16 protein-coding genes are annotated in these 16866 nt (G+C 72.1%); 14 read left to right on the top strand and 2 right to left on the bottom strand.

The window, feature by feature from the left end; translation table 11 throughout:
• The first annotated feature begins 99 nt into the window (after window positions 1-99).
• The 8 genes from ACFYPR_RS16985 (at window position 100) to ACFYPR_RS16950 (ending at window position 7760) form a co-directional block, all read left to right on the top strand.
• On the top strand, window positions 100-861 hold the full coding sequence (locus ACFYPR_RS16985) for an ABC transporter ATP-binding protein (protein ID WP_355065736.1): 762 nt from the start codon (window positions 100-102) through the stop codon (window positions 859-861).
• A complete protein-coding gene (locus ACFYPR_RS16980; protein WP_355065738.1) occupies window positions 848-1540 on the top strand; it encodes an ABC transporter ATP-binding protein in 693 nt (230 codons plus the stop codon). Before ACFYPR_RS16985 ends, ACFYPR_RS16980 begins: the two co-directional genes overlap by 14 nt.
• Window positions 1541-1591: 51 nt before the next feature.
• Complete coding sequence (locus tag ACFYPR_RS16975) at window positions 1592-2842, top strand: ABC transporter substrate-binding protein (RefSeq protein WP_355065740.1); 1251 nt, start codon at window positions 1592-1594, stop codon at window positions 2840-2842.
• Window positions 2839-3720: a branched-chain amino acid ABC transporter permease gene (locus ACFYPR_RS16970; protein WP_355065742.1), complete on the top strand. Its 882-nt coding sequence runs from the start codon at window positions 2839-2841 to the stop codon at window positions 3718-3720. The genes ACFYPR_RS16975 and ACFYPR_RS16970 overlap by 4 nt, the downstream gene beginning before the upstream one ends.
• On the top strand, window positions 3717-4730 hold the full coding sequence (locus ACFYPR_RS16965) for a branched-chain amino acid ABC transporter permease (RefSeq protein ID WP_355065744.1): 1014 nt from the start codon (window positions 3717-3719) through the stop codon (window positions 4728-4730). Before ACFYPR_RS16970 ends, ACFYPR_RS16965 begins: the two co-directional genes overlap by 4 nt.
• A gap of 76 nt (window positions 4731-4806) precedes the next feature.
• A complete protein-coding gene (locus ACFYPR_RS16960) occupies window positions 4807-5451 on the top strand; it encodes a transcriptional regulator (protein ID WP_355065745.1) in 645 nt (214 codons plus the stop codon).
• A 120-nt stretch (window positions 5452-5571) separates the two neighbouring features.
• Entirely contained in the window at window positions 5572-7140 is a 1569-nt protein-coding gene (locus tag ACFYPR_RS16955; RefSeq protein WP_354856020.1) for an MFS transporter, read from the top strand.
• A gap of 11 nt (window positions 7141-7151) precedes the next feature.
• Entirely contained in the window at window positions 7152-7760 is a 609-nt protein-coding gene (locus ACFYPR_RS16950) for a TetR/AcrR family transcriptional regulator (RefSeq protein ID WP_355065747.1), read from the top strand.
• Between the two features lie 24 nt (window positions 7761-7784).
• Here the strand turns inward: ACFYPR_RS16950 and ACFYPR_RS16945 are convergent, their stop codons facing one another.
• Both ACFYPR_RS16945 and ACFYPR_RS16940 read right to left on the bottom strand, forming a co-directional pair.
• Entirely contained in the window at window positions 7785-9704 is a 1920-nt protein-coding gene (locus ACFYPR_RS16945; RefSeq protein ID WP_355136350.1) for a helix-turn-helix domain-containing protein, read from the bottom strand.
• Between the two features lie 14 nt (window positions 9705-9718).
• Window positions 9719-10501 carry a 3-hydroxybutyrate dehydrogenase gene (locus ACFYPR_RS16940; protein ID WP_354856023.1) on the bottom strand — a complete coding sequence of 261 codons (783 nt, stop codon included), beginning with the start codon at window positions 10499-10501 and terminating at the stop codon, window positions 9719-9721.
• 283 nt (window positions 10502-10784) lie between these two features.
• On the opposite strand from ACFYPR_RS16940, the gene ruvC reads away from it, so the two are divergent.
• The 6 genes from ruvC to secF all read left to right on the top strand — a co-directional run bounded on the left by ruvC (window position 10785) and on the right by secF (window position 16855).
• Window positions 10785-11312, top strand: coding sequence for a crossover junction endodeoxyribonuclease RuvC (gene ruvC, locus ACFYPR_RS16935; RefSeq protein WP_234583505.1), 528 nt, complete (start codon window positions 10785-10787; stop codon window positions 11310-11312).
• Window positions 11309-11911: a Holliday junction branch migration protein RuvA gene (gene ruvA, locus ACFYPR_RS16930; protein ID WP_354856024.1), complete on the top strand. Its 603-nt coding sequence runs from the start codon at window positions 11309-11311 to the stop codon at window positions 11909-11911. The genes ruvC and ruvA overlap by 4 nt, the downstream gene beginning before the upstream one ends.
• A gap of 28 nt (window positions 11912-11939) precedes the next feature.
• On the top strand, window positions 11940-13007 hold the full coding sequence (ruvB, locus tag ACFYPR_RS16925; protein WP_354856025.1) for a Holliday junction branch migration DNA helicase RuvB: 1068 nt from the start codon (window positions 11940-11942) through the stop codon (window positions 13005-13007).
• A 138-nt stretch (window positions 13008-13145) separates the two neighbouring features.
• Window positions 13146-13484 carry a preprotein translocase subunit YajC gene (gene yajC / locus ACFYPR_RS16920; protein WP_354856026.1) on the top strand — a complete coding sequence of 113 codons (339 nt, stop codon included), beginning with the start codon at window positions 13146-13148 and terminating at the stop codon, window positions 13482-13484.
• A 277-nt stretch (window positions 13485-13761) separates the two neighbouring features.
• A complete protein-coding gene (gene secD / locus ACFYPR_RS16915) occupies window positions 13762-15660 on the top strand; it encodes a protein translocase subunit SecD (protein ID WP_387182196.1) in 1899 nt (632 codons plus the stop codon).
• Window position 15661: 1 nt separating this feature from the next.
• A complete protein-coding gene (gene secF, locus ACFYPR_RS16910; RefSeq protein WP_354856028.1) occupies window positions 15662-16855 on the top strand; it encodes a protein translocase subunit SecF in 1194 nt (397 codons plus the stop codon).
• The last annotated feature ends 11 nt before the right edge of the window (window positions 16856-16866 follow it).

Here is a 16866-nt window from a genome sequence, read left to right as displayed (position 1 = left end):
CTCGACTCGCGCGAGCGGCCGTAGGTTTCCTCCACGCGACGGGCCTGTGACCGCGGTCACCGAATCGACCGTCGCCGCGACCGTGCGGAGGATGAGGCGATGGCCGGGCAAGCGCTCCTGTCGGCCCGCGGGCTGACCCGGGACTTCCGGGGCTTCCGGGCGGTCGACGAGGTCGACCTGGACGTCGCGCCGGAGAGTGTGCACGCGCTCGTCGGCCCGAACGGCGCCGGCAAGACCACCCTGTTCAACCTGCTCACCGGGTTCCTCGCGCCCAGCGGCGGGCGGATCGAACTGGCCGGGCGGGACGTCACGGGGCTGCCGCCGGAGCGGGTCGCCCGGCTCGGCGTGGCCCGCTCGTTCCAGATCACCAGCCTCTTCCCGCAGCTGTCCGCCCGCGAGCACGTCGCGCTGGCGTTGCAGTCCTCCAGCGGGCTGGGCTGGCGGTTCTGGCGTTCGGCGAAGCTGCTGGACCGCTACACCGAACGGGCCGACGAGCTGCTGGCCATGGTGGGGTTGGCCGACCTGGCGCAGGCCCCGTCGGCGGCGCTGGCGTACGGCCGCAAGCGGGCCCTGGAGCTGGCCATCGCCCTCGCGCTGGACCCGAAGGTGCTGCTGCTCGACGAGCCGACCGCGGGGATGGGCCTGGAGGACGTCGACCGCACCGTCGAGCTGATCAGCCGGGTCCGGGCGGGCCGCACCGTGGTCATGGTCGAGCACAACATGAGCGTGGTCGGCCGGCTCGCCGACACCGTCACCGTCCTGCAGGCCGGCAGGGTCCTCGTCGAGGGCCCGTACGAGCAGGTCCGCGCCGACGAGCGCGTGATCACCGCCTACCTGGGAGCCGCTGATGCTGCGCATTGAGAACCTCGCCGCGTTCTACGGCGAGGCGCAGGTGCTGCGGGAGGTCGGCCTGGAGGTCGCCGCCGGCGAGGTGGTCACCCTCGTGGGCCGCAACGGCGCCGGCAAATCCACTCTGCTGCGCTGCGTGATGGGGCTGCACTCCGGCCAGCGCGGCACGGTGGAGCTGGACGGGCGGGACATCACCAGGCTGCCCGCGCACCGCCGGGCCCGCCTCGGGCTGGGCTGGGTGCCCGACGACCGGGGCAGCTACGCCACCCTGACCGTCACCGAGAACCTCACCCTGCCGCCCACGGTCGGCCCCGACCCGTGGCCGCTGGAGCGGGTGTACGAGGCGTTCCCCGCTCTCCACACCCGGCGGGACTCGGCGGCCACCATGCTCTCCGGCGGCGAGCAGCAGATGCTGGCCCTGGCCCGGGTGCTGCGCATGGGTGCGCGGCTGCTGCTCTGCGACGAGCCCACCGAGGGGCTGTCACCGCTGCTCGTGCAGCAGGTCGGCGACCTGCTGCGGGAGGCCAAGCAGCACGGGGTGACCGTGCTGCTGGTCGAGCAGAACCTGCACTTCGCCACCGGCGTCGCCGACCGGCACTACCTGCTGGCCGAGGGACGTGTCGCCGAGGCGATGGACAACTCCGAGGTGCGCTCGCGCGAACGCGAGCTGCTCGCGTACCTCGGGATCTGATTCTTCTCAACGACGAGCCGCGCGACGGCGCGCGGAATGGATGGAGTGGGCATGCGCAGGACGGTGGGTGTGGCCGCGGCGTCGGCCGCGGTGGTGCTGGTCGCGGGTTGCGGCGGCGGTGGACCCCAGTCGGGCGGCGATCAGAAGCTGACCGGCGACAAGATCGTGTTGGGCGTGCTCAACGACCAGTCCGGGGCGTACTCGGAGTTGTCCGGCAAGAACTCGGTGACGGCGGTGGAGATGGCCATCGCCGACTTCACCGCGAAGTACGGCGACAAGGCGGTGACCAAGGACATCACCGTGGAGACCGCCGACCACCAGAACAAGCCGGACGTGGCCAACTCCAAGGCCCAGGAGATGTACGACCGCAAGGGCGTCGACCTCATCCTGGACGTGCCCACCTCGTCGGCGGCGCTGAAGGTGGCCGACGTGGCGAAGGAGAAGAAGAAGCTCTACTTCAACATCGGCGCGGCGACGACCGACCTGACCGGCAAGAGCTGCAACAAATACACGTTCCACTACGCCTACGACACGTACATGCTGGCCAACGGCACCGGGAAGACCACCACCGAGCAGATCGGCAAGAACTGGTACATCCTCTACCCGAACTACGCGTTCGGGCAGGACATGGAGAAGAGCTTCTCCACCGCGATCACGGCGGCCGGCGGGACTGTCGTCGGGAAGGACGGGGCGCCGTTCCCGAACACCAGCGGCGACTTCTCGACGTTCCTGCTCAAGGCGCCGACGCTGAACCCGAAGCCGGACGTGCTGGGCACCATGCAGGCGGGCGCGGAGCTGGTCAACGTGGTGAAGCAGTACAACGAGTTCAAGCTGCGCGAGAAGGGCGTCGGCCTGGCGGTGGGGCTCATGTTCCTCACCGACATCCACTCGCTCACCCCGGCGGCGCTGGCCGGCACCACGTACACCGACGCCTGGTACTGGAACTTCGACGCGAAGAACCGGGAGTTCGCCGACCGGTTCCAGCAGAAGACCGGCACCCGGCCGACGTTCGCGCACGCCGCCAACTACTCGGCGGCCCTGCAGTACCTGGAGGCGGTGCAGGCCGCCGGCACCGACGACGCGGACACCGTGGTCAAGGGGCTGGAGGGCAAGACGGTCGAGGACGTCTTCCTGCGCAACGGCAAGATCCGCGCCGAGGACCACCGGGTGGTGCACGACGCGTACCTGGCCCAGGTGAAGCCGCAGGCCGAGGTCACCGAGCCGTGGGACTACGTGAAGGTGCTCAAGACGATCCCCGCCGCGGAGGCGTTCCGCGCGCCGTCGGCGGACTGCAAGCTATGAGTGGTTTCGCGCAGAACACCTTCAACGGGCTGGTGAGCGGGGCGTTCTACGCCCTGCTCGCCCTCGGGCTCGCCGTCATCTTCGGCATGCTGCGGGTGGTCAACTTCGCGCACGGCGCGTTCTACATGCTCGGCGCGTTCGGCGCGTACGTGCTGCTCACCGAGGCGGGCGTGCCGTTCTGGGCGGCCCTGGTGATCATGCCGGTGGGGCTCGGGCTGTTCGGCATGGCCCTGGAGCGCGCGGTGATCCACCGGCTGACGAAGCTCGACCCGCTCTACAACTTCCTGCTCACCTTCGGCCTGACGCTGATCCTGCAGGACCTGGTGAAGCTGCGCTACGGCGTGCAGTCCAGCCCGTACGCGACCCCGGCGCTGTTGGACGGGACCGTGAACTTCGGCCTGTTCGACTTCCCGACGTACCGCGTGTTCATCCTCGGCTTCGCGGTGCTGCTCTGTGTGGCGGTGTGGTGGGTGCTCACCCGGACCCGGATCGGCATGGTCGTCCGCGCGGCCACCGAGCGGCCCGACCTGACCCGGGCGTTCGGGATCGACGTCGGGCGCTGGGTGACGCCGGTCTTCGGCTTCGGCATCGGCCTGGCCGGGCTCGCCGGTGTGCTGGCCGCGCCGATGCGCGCGGTCAACCCGCTGATGGGCGCCGACCTGATCATCGTGGTCTTCGCGGTGGTCGTGATCGGCGGTCTGGGTTCCATCTTCGGCTCGGTCGCCGCCGGCTTCGGCATCGGCCTGGTGCAGGCGTGGGGCGAGGCGTACCTGTCGAACTTCCCGATCGTGTCGCAGACGATCGTCTTCGTCGTGATGGCCGGCGTCCTGCTCTGGCGTCCGGCCGGCCTGTTCGGTCGTGAGGAGGCCCCGGCATGACGAGCACCGTGGACACTCCCGCCGACGCGTCCCGCTCGACGCCGCCGTCCGGGCTGGTCGCCGTGGCCCACGCCCCCGGCTGGGTGCGGTACGCGCTGCTCGCCGTCGGGCTGGCCGTCGCGGCCTGGCTGCCCAACGGCCTCTACCCGGCCGTCGCGGTGGACATCCTCTGCTGGGCGCTGTTCGCCGTGGCGGTGGACCTGCTGCTCGGCTTCACCGGGCTGATGTCCTTCGGGCACGCCGCGTTCTGGGGCACCTCCGCGTACGTCACCGGGTTGGTGGCCATCCACGCCGGCCTGCCGTTCCCCCTGGCGGTGCTGGCCGGGGCGCTCGCCGCGGCCGTCCTCGCCGTGCCGATCGGCTATCTCGCGGTCAAGCGGACCGGCATCTACTTCGCCATGGTGACCCTCGCGTTCGCGCAGATGGTCTACTACGTGGCCAACGAGTGGCGCTCCGTGACGCAGGGGGAGAACGGCCTGCAGGGGGTGCCCCGTTCGTTCTTCGGCCTGGATCTGACCGACGACTACTACTTCTACTATGCGATCCTGCCGATCGTGCTGCTCGGGCTGGCCGCCGCCTGGCGGATCGTGCACTCGCCGTTCGGCCGGGTGCTCGTCGGCATCCGCGACAATCCGGCCCGCGCCCGTGCCCTGGGTTACCCGGTGCACCGCTACAAGCTCACCGCGTTCGTCCTGTCCGGGTTCATCGCCGGCCTCGGCGGCGGCCTGTTCGCGGTGGGGCACCGGTTCGTCTCGCTCGACGTGCTGCACTGGACCACCTCCGGCAAGGCGGTCATCGTGGTGGTGCTCGGCGGGATCGGGACGCTGTGGGGCGGGGTGCTCGGCGCCGCGGTCGTCGTACGCCTGGAGGACTGGTTGTCGTTCTCCGGATTCGAGGCGATCGGCCTGGTCACGGGCGGCATCTTCGTCCTCGTGGTGGTGCTCTTCCGGCGCGGCATCTGGGGCAGCGCCGCCGCGCTGGCCCGCCGGCTGGCGCTCCGGCGCCGGTAAATTCCCGCCGGGCGCATCCGCCGCGCGCGCTCGCGGCGAACCCCCGGGTAGAGAACGTCTACCCGGGGGTACGTCTGTGCTGACCGAGCCGATGCTGACCGAGCCGATGCCGGCCGACGCCGTGCAGACCGCGCTCAAGCGGGTCTCGCTGGCGGCCGAGGACCTGGACGGTAACCGTGTCGCCGCGCTGACGCGGGAGCTGGCCGCCGAGTGGGGCGTGCCGGCGCTCTGGGAGCAGGTCTGTCGGCCGTTGCTGGGGCGGTTGTCGGGGCGCGGCGCCGCCGAGATCGCCGTCGAGCACGCCCTGGCCGAGGGTGTCCGGGTCGGACTGGACGTGTACCGCCGCGAGCCCGGCCGCTCCCTGCCCGTCGGCGGGGTGCTGCTGGCCGGGGCCGAGCAGGAGACGCACTCCCTCGGCCTGCACGCGCTCGCCGCCGCCCTGCGGGAGCAGGGCCGCGGCTGCCTGCACCTGGGGCCCGCGCTGCCCTGGGCCGCCCTGACCAGCGCGGTGTACCGGGCTCGCCCGCACACCGTCGTGCTCTGGTCGCAGACGCCGGTCACCGGCCGCGCGTACCGCCTCGTGCGCTTCGCCCGGGACTTTCCGCGCCTGCGGGTGTACGGCGCCGGGCCGGGCTGGATCGAGCCGCTGGCCGCGCCGGTGGGCCATCTGGGCGGGCTGCCGGCCGCCGTCGCCGCCTGTCTCGCGGCACAGCGGAGGTGATGCCCGCCACATACGATACGGATCGGTTCCGTATCGTTAATGCCCGCCCTTAGGCTGTCCCGCGATACGAGTCTGGCTCGTATCGTATTGCGTCGGGTGCAACCGGGGGGAGAACCGGGCATGGAACTGCACGAGAACACGGGACACCCGAGGAGGTGGGCGATCCTGGGGGTGCTGGTGATCAGCCTCCTCGTCGTCGTCCTCGACAACACGATCCTCAACGTCGCGCTACGCACCCTGGCCGACCCGGTGCACGGCCTCGGGGCCAGCCAGGGCGAGCTGGAGTGGTCCATCAACTCCTACACGCTGGTCTTCGCCGGACTGCTGTTCACCTTCGGGGTGCTCGGCGACCGCGCCGGCCGCAAGCGCTTCCTGATGATCGGGCTGGCGCTGTTCGGCCTGGCGTCGCTGCTCTCCGCGTACGCACACAGCCCCGCGCAGCTCATCGCGGCCCGCGCCCTGATGGGGGTCGGCGGCGCGGCCATCATGCCGGTGACGCTCTCGATCATCTCCAACGTGTTCGACCCGCGTGAGCGCGGCCGGGCCATCGGCATCTGGGCCGGCGCGGTCGGCCTGGCCGTGGCGATCGGCCCGATCCTCGGCGGCACGCTGCTGGAGCACTTCTGGTGGGGCTCGGTCTTCCTGATCAACGTCCCGGTGGTCGTCGCCGGCGTTCTCCTGGTGGCGCTGCTCGTCCCCGAATCGCGTGACCCGCGCCCCGGCCGCGTCGACCTGCTCGGCGTCCTGCTCTCCGTGGTCGGCCTGGTGGCCCTCTCCTACGGCATCATCGACGGTGGCGAGCATGGCTTCGACCGTCCGGTGGCCTGGGGCTCGATCCTGGTGGGCCTCGCCGTGCTGGCCTGGTTCGTGCGGCACGAGCTGCGCTCCGACCACCCGTCGCTGGACGTCCGGCTGTTCAAGGTGCCGCGCTTCGCCGCGCCGGTGGCGATCGTCGGCCTGGTGTTCTTCGCCGCGATGGGCGTGATGTTCTTCAGCTCGTTCTACCTGCAGTTGGTCCGCGACTACAGCCCGCTGCAGACCGGCCTGCTCTTCCTGCCCTTCGCCGGCGCCCAGCTGATCTTCGCGCCGCGCAGCGCCGCGATGGTCCGCCGCTACGGCGGCCGGGCGGTCGCCGCCGTGGGGCTGGGGCTGACAGTGGTGGCGCTGGCCGCGTTCGCCTTCATCGGCGCGTCCACCCCGATCTGGATCGTGCTTGTCGTCTTCTTCATTCAGGGCGTCGGGATGGCCAACATCATGCCGCCGGCCACCGAGTCCATCATGTCGGCGCTGCCCCGCGAGAAGGCCGGCGTGGGCTCCGCGGTGAGCAACACCGTCCGCCAGGTGGCCGGCGCGCTCGGCGTGGCGGTCCTCGGCTCGGTGCTCTCCGCGGTCTACCGCAGTGACGTGGGCGACGCGTTGACCGGCCTGCCCGCACAGGCCCAGGACGCGGCCAACGAGTCGATCTCCGGGGCGTACGCTGCGGCCGCGAAGCTCGGCCCGGCGGCGCCGACGCTGATCTCGGCGGCCAACGACGCCTTCGTCACCGCCATGCACTGGGCGGCGGCGCTGTCCGCGGTCGTCGCGGCCCTCGGCGTGCTGGTGGTGCTGCGATGGATGCCGGGTCGCGACGCGCTGGCTCCGGCCTCGGCGGCCCCCGCCGCCGAGCCCGAGTTGGCCGGGACGGCCTAGGTTAGGGGACAATGTCCGACATGACGTCCACCGCCGATGCTCCGCGGTCGCCCGGGCGACCGCGGAGCATCCGCGCCGACGAGGCGATCATCGAGGCGACCCTCGACCTGCTCGCCGAGGGAAGCACCGTCGAGGCGCTCTCGATCGAGGCGATCGCCACCCGCGCCGGCGTCGGCAAGGCCACCATCTACCGCCGCTGGGCCGGCAAGGACGCGTTGCTGCTGGACGCGCTGCGCCGGCTCAAGGGCATCATGCCGCAGCCAGCCGGTCACTCCGTCCGCGACGACCTGCTCCTGCTGGTCGGCGCGGTCGGGCAGAACGTCGACCCCCGCGCCGCGAAGATCATGCCCTGCCTGGTGCCGGCGGTGAACCGCAGCCCGGACCAGTACCAGCTCTACCAGACCATCATCGAGCCCCGGCGTCAGCTGATGCGCGAGGTGCTGCGGCGCGGCATCGACGAGGGGCTGCTGCGCCCCGACATCGACGTCGAGGTGACCATGGCGCTGCTCACCGGGCCGATGCTGATCCAACGGGTCCTGCAGTGGAACCCGGAGCTGGACGAGCGGAACCTGCCCACGCAGGTCGTCGACGGCGTCCTCGACGGCATCCGCGCCCGCTGACCCGACCGCGCGCCCCCGGCGGGGTCAACCCGCAGGGGCGCGCAGGCGGTGCAGGCGCAGCGCCAACTGCACCTCCAACGCCCGCTCGGGCCGCTGCCAGTCCGCGCCGAGCAGTTGCCCGACCCGCTCCAGCCGCTGGGTCACCGTGTTGACGTGCACGTGCAACTGCTCGGCGGCCCGGGCCAGGCTGCCGCCCACCCCGAAGTACGCCTCCAGCGTCTTCACCAGCGCCGTCCCGCGCCGGGCGTCGTAGTCGACCACCGGCCCGACCGTGGCGGTCAGGAACTGAGCCACGTCCCGCTCACCCCGGTCACCGACCGTGCCCAGCAGCAGCCCGACGAAGCCGAGCTCCGCGGTGCTGGCGCCCTGACCGGCGCGGCCCAGCGCACCGAGCGCCGTCAGACAGCGGTCCGCCTCGTGGAACGTCCCGGCCAGCGTCCCCGGCCCGGTCGACGGGCCGCTCGCCCCGGCCGTCACCGGCCGGCCGGTCACCCGCGACAGGTCCCGCGCGACCGCGCGGGCGCTGCCACCGGCATCCTGGCCGGGCAGCATCAGGACCACCCGACCGTCGCGCGCCGCGGCCAGGCCACCGCGCGCCGTGGCGTACGTCGTGGCCCAGGAGAGCACCCGCTGCCGGGCCGAGCCGGTCGCCGCGATCGCGTCGTCGCCCACCGCCACCAGCACGTGCGGCGCGTCCAGGTCCACGCCGAGCCGCCGGGCCCGGCTGCGCAGCGCGTCGGTGTCGCGCAGCGGCCGGGCGATCAGGTCGTCCAGCAACTCGCCACGGACCCGCCCCTCCGCCTCGGCCACGGTCCGGCGGAACAGCAGCAGCAGCGCCGTCACCAGCGCGGCCCGCTCCAGGATCCGCTGGTCGGCGTCGACCAACTCGTCGTCGGGACGCAGCACCAACGCGCCCAGGTTCTCCGCGCCGGCCACCACCGCCGCGTACCAGAGCGGGCCGCGGCGCACGCTGCGTCCCTCCGTACGCGAGGCGGCCACCGCCTCGACGATGTCCGCCCGGTCCGGCTCGTCGATCTCGCCCACCCGGGCCAGCAACCGGCCCTGGGCGTCCAACGCCAACAGCGCCCCGCCCAGCACCTCGGTCACCGCGGCGGCCACGTCCTCCACCCCGCCGCCGCGCAGCACCAGCGCCGTCATCCGGTCGTGCGCCGCCGCGGCCCGCTCCACCGAGCTGCTGTGCGCCCGGATGGTGGTGTTCGCCGCCGACAACTCGGCCAACGCCGAGCGGGTCTCGGCCAGCAGCCGGGCCGTGTCGATCGCCACCGCGGCGTGCGCGGCGAGGGAGACCAGCAGCGCCACCTCCTCGCGGGCGAACGGCCGGGCCGAGCGGTTGGCCGAGTAGAGCACCCCGATCGAGGTGGAACCGAGTCGCAGCGGCACCCCGAGGATCGCCACCAGGCCCTCCTCGCCCACACCGGCGTCGATCTCCCCGGTGTGGTGAAAGCGCGCGTCCTCGCCGTAGTTGGCGGTCACGTACGGGGCGCCGGACTGGGCCACCAGACCACCGAGGCCGGCGCCCATCGGCAGCCGCAGCCGCTGGAAGCGGGCCGAGACCGACCCGTCGGTCACCCGCATGTAGGTGTCGCCGCGCTCGTCGTCGTTGAGCGTCATGTACGCCACGTCGGCGCCGAGCAGGTGACGGGCCCGGTGCACGATCGCCCGCAGCACGTCGTCCAGGTCGCGCAGCCCGGCCAGGTCGCTGACCGTGTCGTACAGGCCGGACAGCTCGGTCTCGCGACGGCGGCGGCGCTCCAGCAGCGCGCGAACCCGCAACGCCACAGTCTTGGCCTGCTCCAGCTCGGCCAGCCGGTCGGCGGGCATCCCGGCGGCGCGCGCGGCCACCAACGGGCCCTCGAACTCCACCGCGGCGGCCTCGCGAGCGAGCAGTTCGAGGAACTCCACCGGCGACGACATGGTCGACATTGTGCTCAGGCCCACTAGTTGGCCGTCCAGCCCCCGTCGAGCGCGATCGACGCGCCCGTGATGAAGGCCGCCGGCGGCGAACAGAGGTACGCCAACAGCTCGGCCACCTCCTCCGGCTCGATCAGCCGCTTGATGGCGGCCCGCGCCAGCATGACCTTCTCGATCACCTCGGCCTCGCCGATGCCGTGGCTGGCCGCCTGATCGGCGATCTGGCTCTCCACCAGGGCGGTCCGCACGTACGCCGGGTTGATGCAGTTGGCGGTCACCCCGTGCGCGGCCCCCTCCAGCGCCACCACCTTCGACAGCCCTTCGAGGGCGTGCTTCGCCGAGACGTAGGCCGCCTTGTAGGGCGAGGCGCGCAGGCCGTGCACCGACGAGATGTTGACGATCCGGCCCCAGCCCCGGGCGTACATGTGCGGCAACGCGCGGCGGATCAGCAGAAACGGCGCCTCCACCATCACCCGCTGGATGTACTCGAAGCGCTCGACGGGGAAGTCCTGCAGCGGCGCCACGTGCTGGAGCCCGGCGTTGTTCACCACGATGTCCACGTCCACGTCGAGCGCGTCCACGGCCGCTGCGTCGGCCAGGTCCACGCCCTCGGCGCGTCCGCCGGCCTCGGCGGCCACCGCCTTGGCCGCCTCCAGGTTGCGATCCACCACGAGCACCTTGGCGCCGGCCGCGCCCAACCGCAGGGCGCAGGCCCGCCCGATGCCGCTGCCGCCCCCGGTGACCAGGGCGGTCCGACCAGCGAGGTCGACCTGTACGACGTGGGGGACCGCCACGGGTTCTGCCGTCATGGCGCAAGAAGTTACGAGCTGTGTGCCCTGCGGCACATGGGGCAGCGACACATACTCCGTACCCCTGCTGTGTGGCCCCTGCCCCCATGGCCCGCGCCCGCCCCGCCGAGCCGCGCGCCGGAAGGCTGTCTCTCGGGCGTCGGAGGCAGCAACCTCCGGGACGTTGCCCAGATCGTGGCGCGGGGTGTGGGGTGGGGGAGGGCGTGTCCCGTGGGGCCGGTGGGAAGGCCGGCAGTTAGGGTGTCGAACACACGTACTGCTGACGGCTGGGGGAGGGGGCGGCGTGCGGGTGCTGGGGGTCGACCCGGGGTTGACGCGGTGTGGGGTGGGCGTCGTCGAGGGGGTGCCCGGTCGGCCCTGCACGCTCATCGCCTACTACGTGGTCTACACCGACCCGGCCGACGACCTGCCGCTGCGCCTGCTGCACCTGGACCGGTCGCTGACCAAGCTGGTCGCCGAGCACCAGCCTGAGAGCGTCGCCGTCGAGCGGGTGTTCAGCCAGCACAACGTCCGGACGGTGATGGGCACCGCGCAGGCCAGCGGCATCGCCGTGCTGGCCGGGGCGCGGGCGGGGCTGCCGGTGCAGACGTACACCCCGAGCGAGGTGAAGGCGGCGGTGACCGGTTCCGGTCAGGCCGACAAGGCGCAGGTGACCGCCATGGTGACCCGGCTGCTGCGGCTGGACGAGCCACCGAAGCCGGCCGACGCCGCCGACGCTCTCGCCCTGGCCATCTGCCACGTGTGGCGCGGTGGCACCCGTTCCAAGCTGGCCGCCGCGGCCGATCGGGCACGACGAGGAGGAGCACGATGATCGCCAGCGTGCGCGGCACGGTGACCGCGACAGGTCCGGATCTGGCCGTGATCGAGGTCGGCGGGGTCGGCCTGGCCGTGCACTGCGCCCCCGGGACCCTCGCCGAGCTGCGGGTGGGGCAGCCGGCGCGGCTGGCCACCAGCCTGGTGGTCCGGGAGGATTCCCTGACCCTCTACGGTTTCGCCGACGACGACGCCAAGGCGCTGTTCGAGCTGTTGCAGACCGCCAGCGGGGTCGGCCCACGGCTGGCCCAGGCCGTGCTGGCCGTGCACACGCCGGACGCGGTGCGAAAGGCCATCGCCAACGCCGACACCGCCGCGCTGACCCGGGTGCCCGGGATCGGCAAGAAGGGCGCCGAGCGCCTGGTGCTGGAATTGCGGGACCGGATCGGTCCGGTGTCGATCGGCGCCGACGGGGTGGGCGGCGTGACCGGCGGCGCCTGGCCCGATCAGGTACGGCAGGCGCTGGTCGGTCTGGGCTGGACGGCCGGGCAGGCCGACCAGGCGGTGGCCGCGGTGGCGGAGACCATCGACGGCGCCACCCCGCCCGTGCCGGTCCTGCTCAAGCAGGCCATCCGCCTGCTGGGTCGTACCCGATGACCGCCCAGGGGCGACGGGAGGCGGCACGGTGAGCGAGACCGACGGGCTCGTCTCGGCGTACGTCAGTGATGCCGACCGGGACGCGGAGGCCACCGTGCGGCCCCGGCGGCTGGCCGAGTTCATCGCCCAGGACCGGGTGCGCGATCAGCTCGACCTGTTGTTGCAGGGCGCCATGCGGCGGGGGTCCCCGCCGGATCACATCCTGCTCTCCGGCCCACCCGGGCTTGGCAAGACGAGCCTGGCCAACATCGTCGCCGCGGAGCTGGGCGCCGGCATCCGCGTGACCAGCGGCCCGGCGATCGAGCGTTCCGGTGACCTGGCGGCGATCCTGACCAGCCTCGCCGAGGGCGATGTGCTCTTCATCGACGAGATCCACCGGATCGCCCGGCCGGCGGAGGAGCTGCTCTACAGCGCGATGGAGGACTTCCGGGTCGACGTGGTGGTCGGCAAGGGGCCGGGCGCCACCGCGATCCCGCTGGACGTCGAGCCGTTCACCCTGGTCGGCGCGACCACCCGCTCGGGTCTGTTGACCGGGCCCATGCGGGACCGGTTCGGCTTCGTCGCGCACCTCGACTTCTACGCCCCGGCGGACCTGGAGACGCTGCTGCACCGTTCGGCGCGCATCCTCGGGGTGCCGATCACCGCCGACGGCGCGGCGGAGATCGCCGGCCGGTCCCGGGGCACCCCCCGGATCGCCAACCGGCTGCTGCGCCGGGTCCGCGACTACGCCGAGGTCCGGGCCGACGGCGTGGTCACCCTGGGCACCGCCCGCAAGGCACTGACGGTGTACGACGTCGACGCGCTGGGCCTGGACCGGCTGGACCGGGCGGTGCTGACCGCGCTGGTGGACTCGTTCCGGGGCGGCCCGGTCGGGTTGTCCACCCTCGCCGTGGCGGTGGGGGAGCAGCCGGACACGGTCGAGGAGGTCTGCGAGCCGTTCCTGGTGCGTGCCGGCCTGCTGGCGCGTACCCCGCGGGGGCGGGTGGCCACGGAAGCCGCCTGGCGGCACCTGGGGCGTACTCCACCGAATGGTACATTTGGGATGGATATCCCGTCTCCGCCCGGTCTGTTCTCCCTGGACACCGATCAGCCGTGATGTGAACGTGATCTGTGCCGCATTCGGTGTTCTCAGGTGCAGGGATTAGACTTCGCCGCGGTCTGTACAGGATGTGAGAATCCGCCTCCGCTCCGGCACTCCCGTGCCGGACAGGTGGCCAATGGGAAGGCAGTAACCGTGCAATACCTTGCAGCGGGTGGTGGGGCCGGCGGCTTCACGCCGATCCTGATGATCGTCCTGCTCTTCGGCGTCATGTATTTCATGATGATCCGTCCGCAGCAGAAGCGTCGCCGCGATGCGGAGGCCATGCAGTCCGCGTTGGGCCCGGGCGACGAGGTTGTCACCATCGGCGGGCTCTACGGCACGGTCACCGGCGTCGAGGACGACGCCGTGCTGCTCGAGATCGCTCCGGGCGTGCAGACCCGCTACGCCCGACCGGCCATCGCCCGGGTGGTCACCCGCGCGGAGCTGCCGAGCGAGCCGGTCACCGAGGACGCGGACACCGTCAAGGAGTGACCCTCCCGCGGGGGTGACGGTTCCGGCGTACGGCCGGGTGACCGGCTCCCCGGCCACCGCGCCCAACGGGGCAGCGGACGTGACGTGAAAACTGGATAGTTGGGTCGACGCCGGGCGTCGGCACGTTCCCGTGGCCGTCGGCGTCCCCATGCCGGCGTGTCCGGCCACTGTGTCGGCACCCCGTCGGCCCAGGTCAGACCCGTTGGCCGGGACCCCCGGCCCGACACTCGCCGCCGCCGCGCGCAGCGGCGCGACCGTACAGGGAGACAGGACAACCGTGGCACCACCTCAGGGACAGATGCGCCCCGGCCGGCAGCTCGCCGTGCTCGGGTTCATCTTCGTGGTCCTCTACCTTCTGGTGTTCTTCGCGGGCGGTGCCAGCGGCAGCTTCAAGGACCGGCTGGAGCCCAAGCTCGGCCTGGACCTGATCGGCGGCACCCGGATGACGCTGCAGGCGACCAACAGCGTCGATGGCAAGCCCCCGACGGCCCAAAACCTTGAGGAGGCCCGGCAGATCATCGAGAACCGGGTCAACGGGCTCGGCGTGGCCGAGGCCGAGGTGGTCACCGAGGGCAACCGGAACATCGTCATCTCCCTGCCCGGTGAGAACCGGAACCTCGACGAGGTGGGCAGCGCCGCCGAGCTGCGTTTCCGCAAGGTGCTCAAGGCCGCCGACGGCAGCGGGACGGCCGCCGCCCCGCCGGCCGCCACGGCAGCCCCGGGCAGCGTCACCCCGTCCGGCGCCCCCTCGGCGACCCCGTCGGGCAGCGGCGCCCCCTCGGCGACCCCGTCGGGCAGCGGTGGACAGGGCGGGATGGCGCCCGCGCCGTCCGCCAGCGCGACACCGACCCCCTCGGCCTCGGCGAGCGCCGCCGCCCCGTCGGCGAGCGCCAGCGCCGAGCCGGTGCCGGCGAGCATCGAGGAGCAGCGCAAGGCCGTCGAGCAGAAGGTCGGCGCCGCCGCCTGGCAGGCCGCCAGCGGTCTGCAGGCCCCCGCCGACCTGAGCGCCGACCCGTCGCTGGGCGACAAGCTCAAGCCGTTCAGCACGCTGAGCCCGCAAGAGGTTGCCGTGCTGCCGGCGCAGATGCAGTTCAACGTGCCGACGATCGGCTGCGCCCAGCTCGACAAGCGCCCCCCGGCCTCGATCTCCGACCCGAAGCAGCAGGTCGTGTCCTGCGAGGACGGCGCCTCGAAGTACCTGCTCGACCAGGCCAAGGTGCTGGGCACCGACGTGGACGACGCCAACGCGGTGCTCGACCAGACCAACGCCTGGGTGGTCAGCCTCGACTTCACCGGCGACGGCCAGGGCAAGTGGACCGCGTTGACCCGTGAGGCGTTCACCAACGAGGGCCAGGCCTGCGACGCGACCGCTCTCGGGCAGGACGGCAAGTGCCGGGTCGCCGTCGTGCTGGACAACGAGATCGTCTCCTCCCCGGAGATTCAGGCCGTGCTGACCGGCAACTCCCAGATCACCGGCAACTTCACCCAGAAGGACGCCAGCGCGCTCGCCAGTCAGCTCCGCTACGGCGCGTTGCCGGTGACCTTCCAGCCGCAGGAGTCGCAGAACGTCACCGCGACCCTGGGTGCCAGCCACCTCCGCGCGGGTCTGCTCGCGGCCGGCATCGGCATGCTGCTGGTCATCATCTACGCGTTCTTCTACTACCGGCTGCTCGGCTCGGTGATCTTCCTGAGCCTGATCCTGTCCGCGCTGCTCGTCTTCGGCGCGCTGGTGGTGCTCGGTCGGCAGATCGGCTTCACGCTCACCCTCGCCGGCATCGCCGGCATGATCGTCTCGCTCGGTGTGGCGGCGGACTCGTTCGTCATCTACTTCGAACGACTGAAAGACGAGATCCGGGAGGGACGCAGCCCGCGTAGCGCGGTGCCCCGCGCCTGGGTCCGCGCCCGCCGGACGATCATCTCGGCAAACGCGATCACGCTGCTCTCCGCAGTGGTGCTCTACGTGGTCTCGGTCGGCACGGTCAAGGGCTTCGCGTTCGCCCTCGGCCTGGCCACGGTGCTGGACCTGGTCGTGGTCTTCCTCTTCCGGCACCCGATCATGACGATGTTCGCCCGGACCCGGGCGTTCCTGTCCCCGCGGGTCAGCGGCCTGGGTCGGGCACTCCCGGCCCGCAGCCAGCAGACTCAGCCCCGCAACCCGCGCGCCAAGGAGGCCTGAGATGGCTCAGAACGGTCTGGCGAGCCGCCTCTACAACGGCGAGGCCGGTCTCAACGTCGTCGGCCGGCGCAAGCTCTGGTTCGGCGTCGCCGGGATCCTGATCCTGATCGCGATTCTGAGCTTCTCGATCCGCGGGTTCAGCCTCGGCATCGAGTTCGCCGGCGGCAACTCGTTCCAGGTGCCGGCCAGCGTCGGCACCCTGAACCAGGCTGAGGAGCAGGTCGACGCCGCGCTCGCGGCCAAGGGCGGCGGCGCCGAGGTGGTGACCGCGCAGAAGGTCGGCGGCACGGGCGGCGACTCGTACGAGCTGCGTACCGGTCAGCTCAGCGCGGAGCAGGCCACCGCGGTCAAGGCCGACATCGCCCAGCGGTTCGGCATCAACGCGGACCAGATCAGCGACAACCAGGTCAGCGAGGCGTGGGGCAGCCAGGTCACCTCGCGGGCCCTGCTCGGTCTGGTCATCTTCATCGCGTTGGTGATGGTCTACCTGATCCTGCGCTTCGAGTGGCGGATGGCGGTCGCCGCGGTGGCGTCGCTGTTCACCAACCTGATCCTCACCGCCGGCATCTACTCCCTCGTCGGCTTCGAGGTCACCCCGTCGACGATCATCGGCTTCCTCACGATCCTGGGCTTCGCGCTCTACGACGTGGTGGTGGTCTTCGACAAGGTGCAGGAGAACACCCGGGGCATCACCGCCAACAACAACATGACGTACGGCGAGGCGGCCAACCTGGCCGTCAACCAGAGCCTCATGCGGTCGCTGAACACCTCGGTGGTGGCGCTGCTGCCCGTCGGTGGTCTGCTCTTCATCGGCGCCGGCCTGCTCGGCGCCGGCACGCTGAAGGACCTCGGCCTGGTGCTGTTCGTGGGTATGGCGGTGGCGTTCCTGACCTCCATCCTGGTGGCGACGCCGCTGCTGGCGCTGCTGAAGAACTACGACCCCCGCATCCAGGCGCACAACAAGCGGGTGCAGGCCCGTCGGGGTACGCCGGGCCGTGGCGAGGTCACCGGCAAGGGTGCCCCGGCCCCGGTCGAGGGCGAGGCGGCCGACGCGCCGCTCGATCCCGACTCCGCCGCGCTGGCCGGCGCCGCCCCGAAGGTGGGCGCGCGGCCGGCGGGCAAGCGGCCGACCGGCGCCCGGGGCGGTCGCCCCGGCGGCGGCGGTAACCGGCCCGGCGGCGCCAAGCGGCGCTGACCGACCCCCGG

Source organism: Micromonospora sp. NPDC005254 (genome assembly GCF_042872525.1).
GTDB lineage: Bacteria > Actinomycetota > Actinomycetes > Mycobacteriales > Micromonosporaceae > Micromonospora.
Note: the sequence above shows the minus strand (reverse complement) of the source record. Positions and strands in the feature narration are given on the sequence as shown.

What these genes read in the sequence shown, in the direction of transcription:
- ruvA (WP_354856024.1), top strand. Translation starts at nt 11,309, where the DNA reads ATGATCGCCAGCGTGCGCGGCACGGTGACCGCGACAGGTCCGGATCTG.
- ACFYPR_RS16985 (WP_355065736.1), top strand. Translation starts at nt 100, where the DNA reads ATGGCCGGGCAAGCGCTCCTGTCGGCCCGCGGGCTGACCCGGGACTTC.
- ACFYPR_RS16975 (WP_355065740.1), top strand. Translation starts at nt 1,592, where the DNA reads ATGCGCAGGACGGTGGGTGTGGCCGCGGCGTCGGCCGCGGTGGTGCTG.
- secF (WP_354856028.1), top strand. Translation starts at nt 15,662, where the DNA reads ATGGCTCAGAACGGTCTGGCGAGCCGCCTCTACAACGGCGAGGCCGGT.
- ACFYPR_RS16945 (WP_355136350.1), bottom strand. Translation starts at nt 9,704, where the DNA reads ATGTCGACCATGTCGTCGCCGGTGGAGTTCCTCGAACTGCTCGCTCGC.
- ACFYPR_RS16940 (WP_354856023.1), bottom strand. Translation starts at nt 10,501, where the DNA reads ATGACGGCAGAACCCGTGGCGGTCCCCCACGTCGTACAGGTCGACCTC.
- ACFYPR_RS16970 (WP_355065742.1), top strand. Translation starts at nt 2,839, where the DNA reads ATGAGTGGTTTCGCGCAGAACACCTTCAACGGGCTGGTGAGCGGGGCG.
- ACFYPR_RS16955 (WP_354856020.1), top strand. Translation starts at nt 5,572, where the DNA reads ATGGAACTGCACGAGAACACGGGACACCCGAGGAGGTGGGCGATCCTG.
- ACFYPR_RS16965 (WP_355065744.1), top strand. Translation starts at nt 3,717, where the DNA reads ATGACGAGCACCGTGGACACTCCCGCCGACGCGTCCCGCTCGACGCCG.
- ACFYPR_RS16950 (WP_355065747.1), top strand. Translation starts at nt 7,152, where the DNA reads ATGTCCGACATGACGTCCACCGCCGATGCTCCGCGGTCGCCCGGGCGA.
- ACFYPR_RS16980 (WP_355065738.1), top strand. Translation starts at nt 848, where the DNA reads ATGCTGCGCATTGAGAACCTCGCCGCGTTCTACGGCGAGGCGCAGGTG.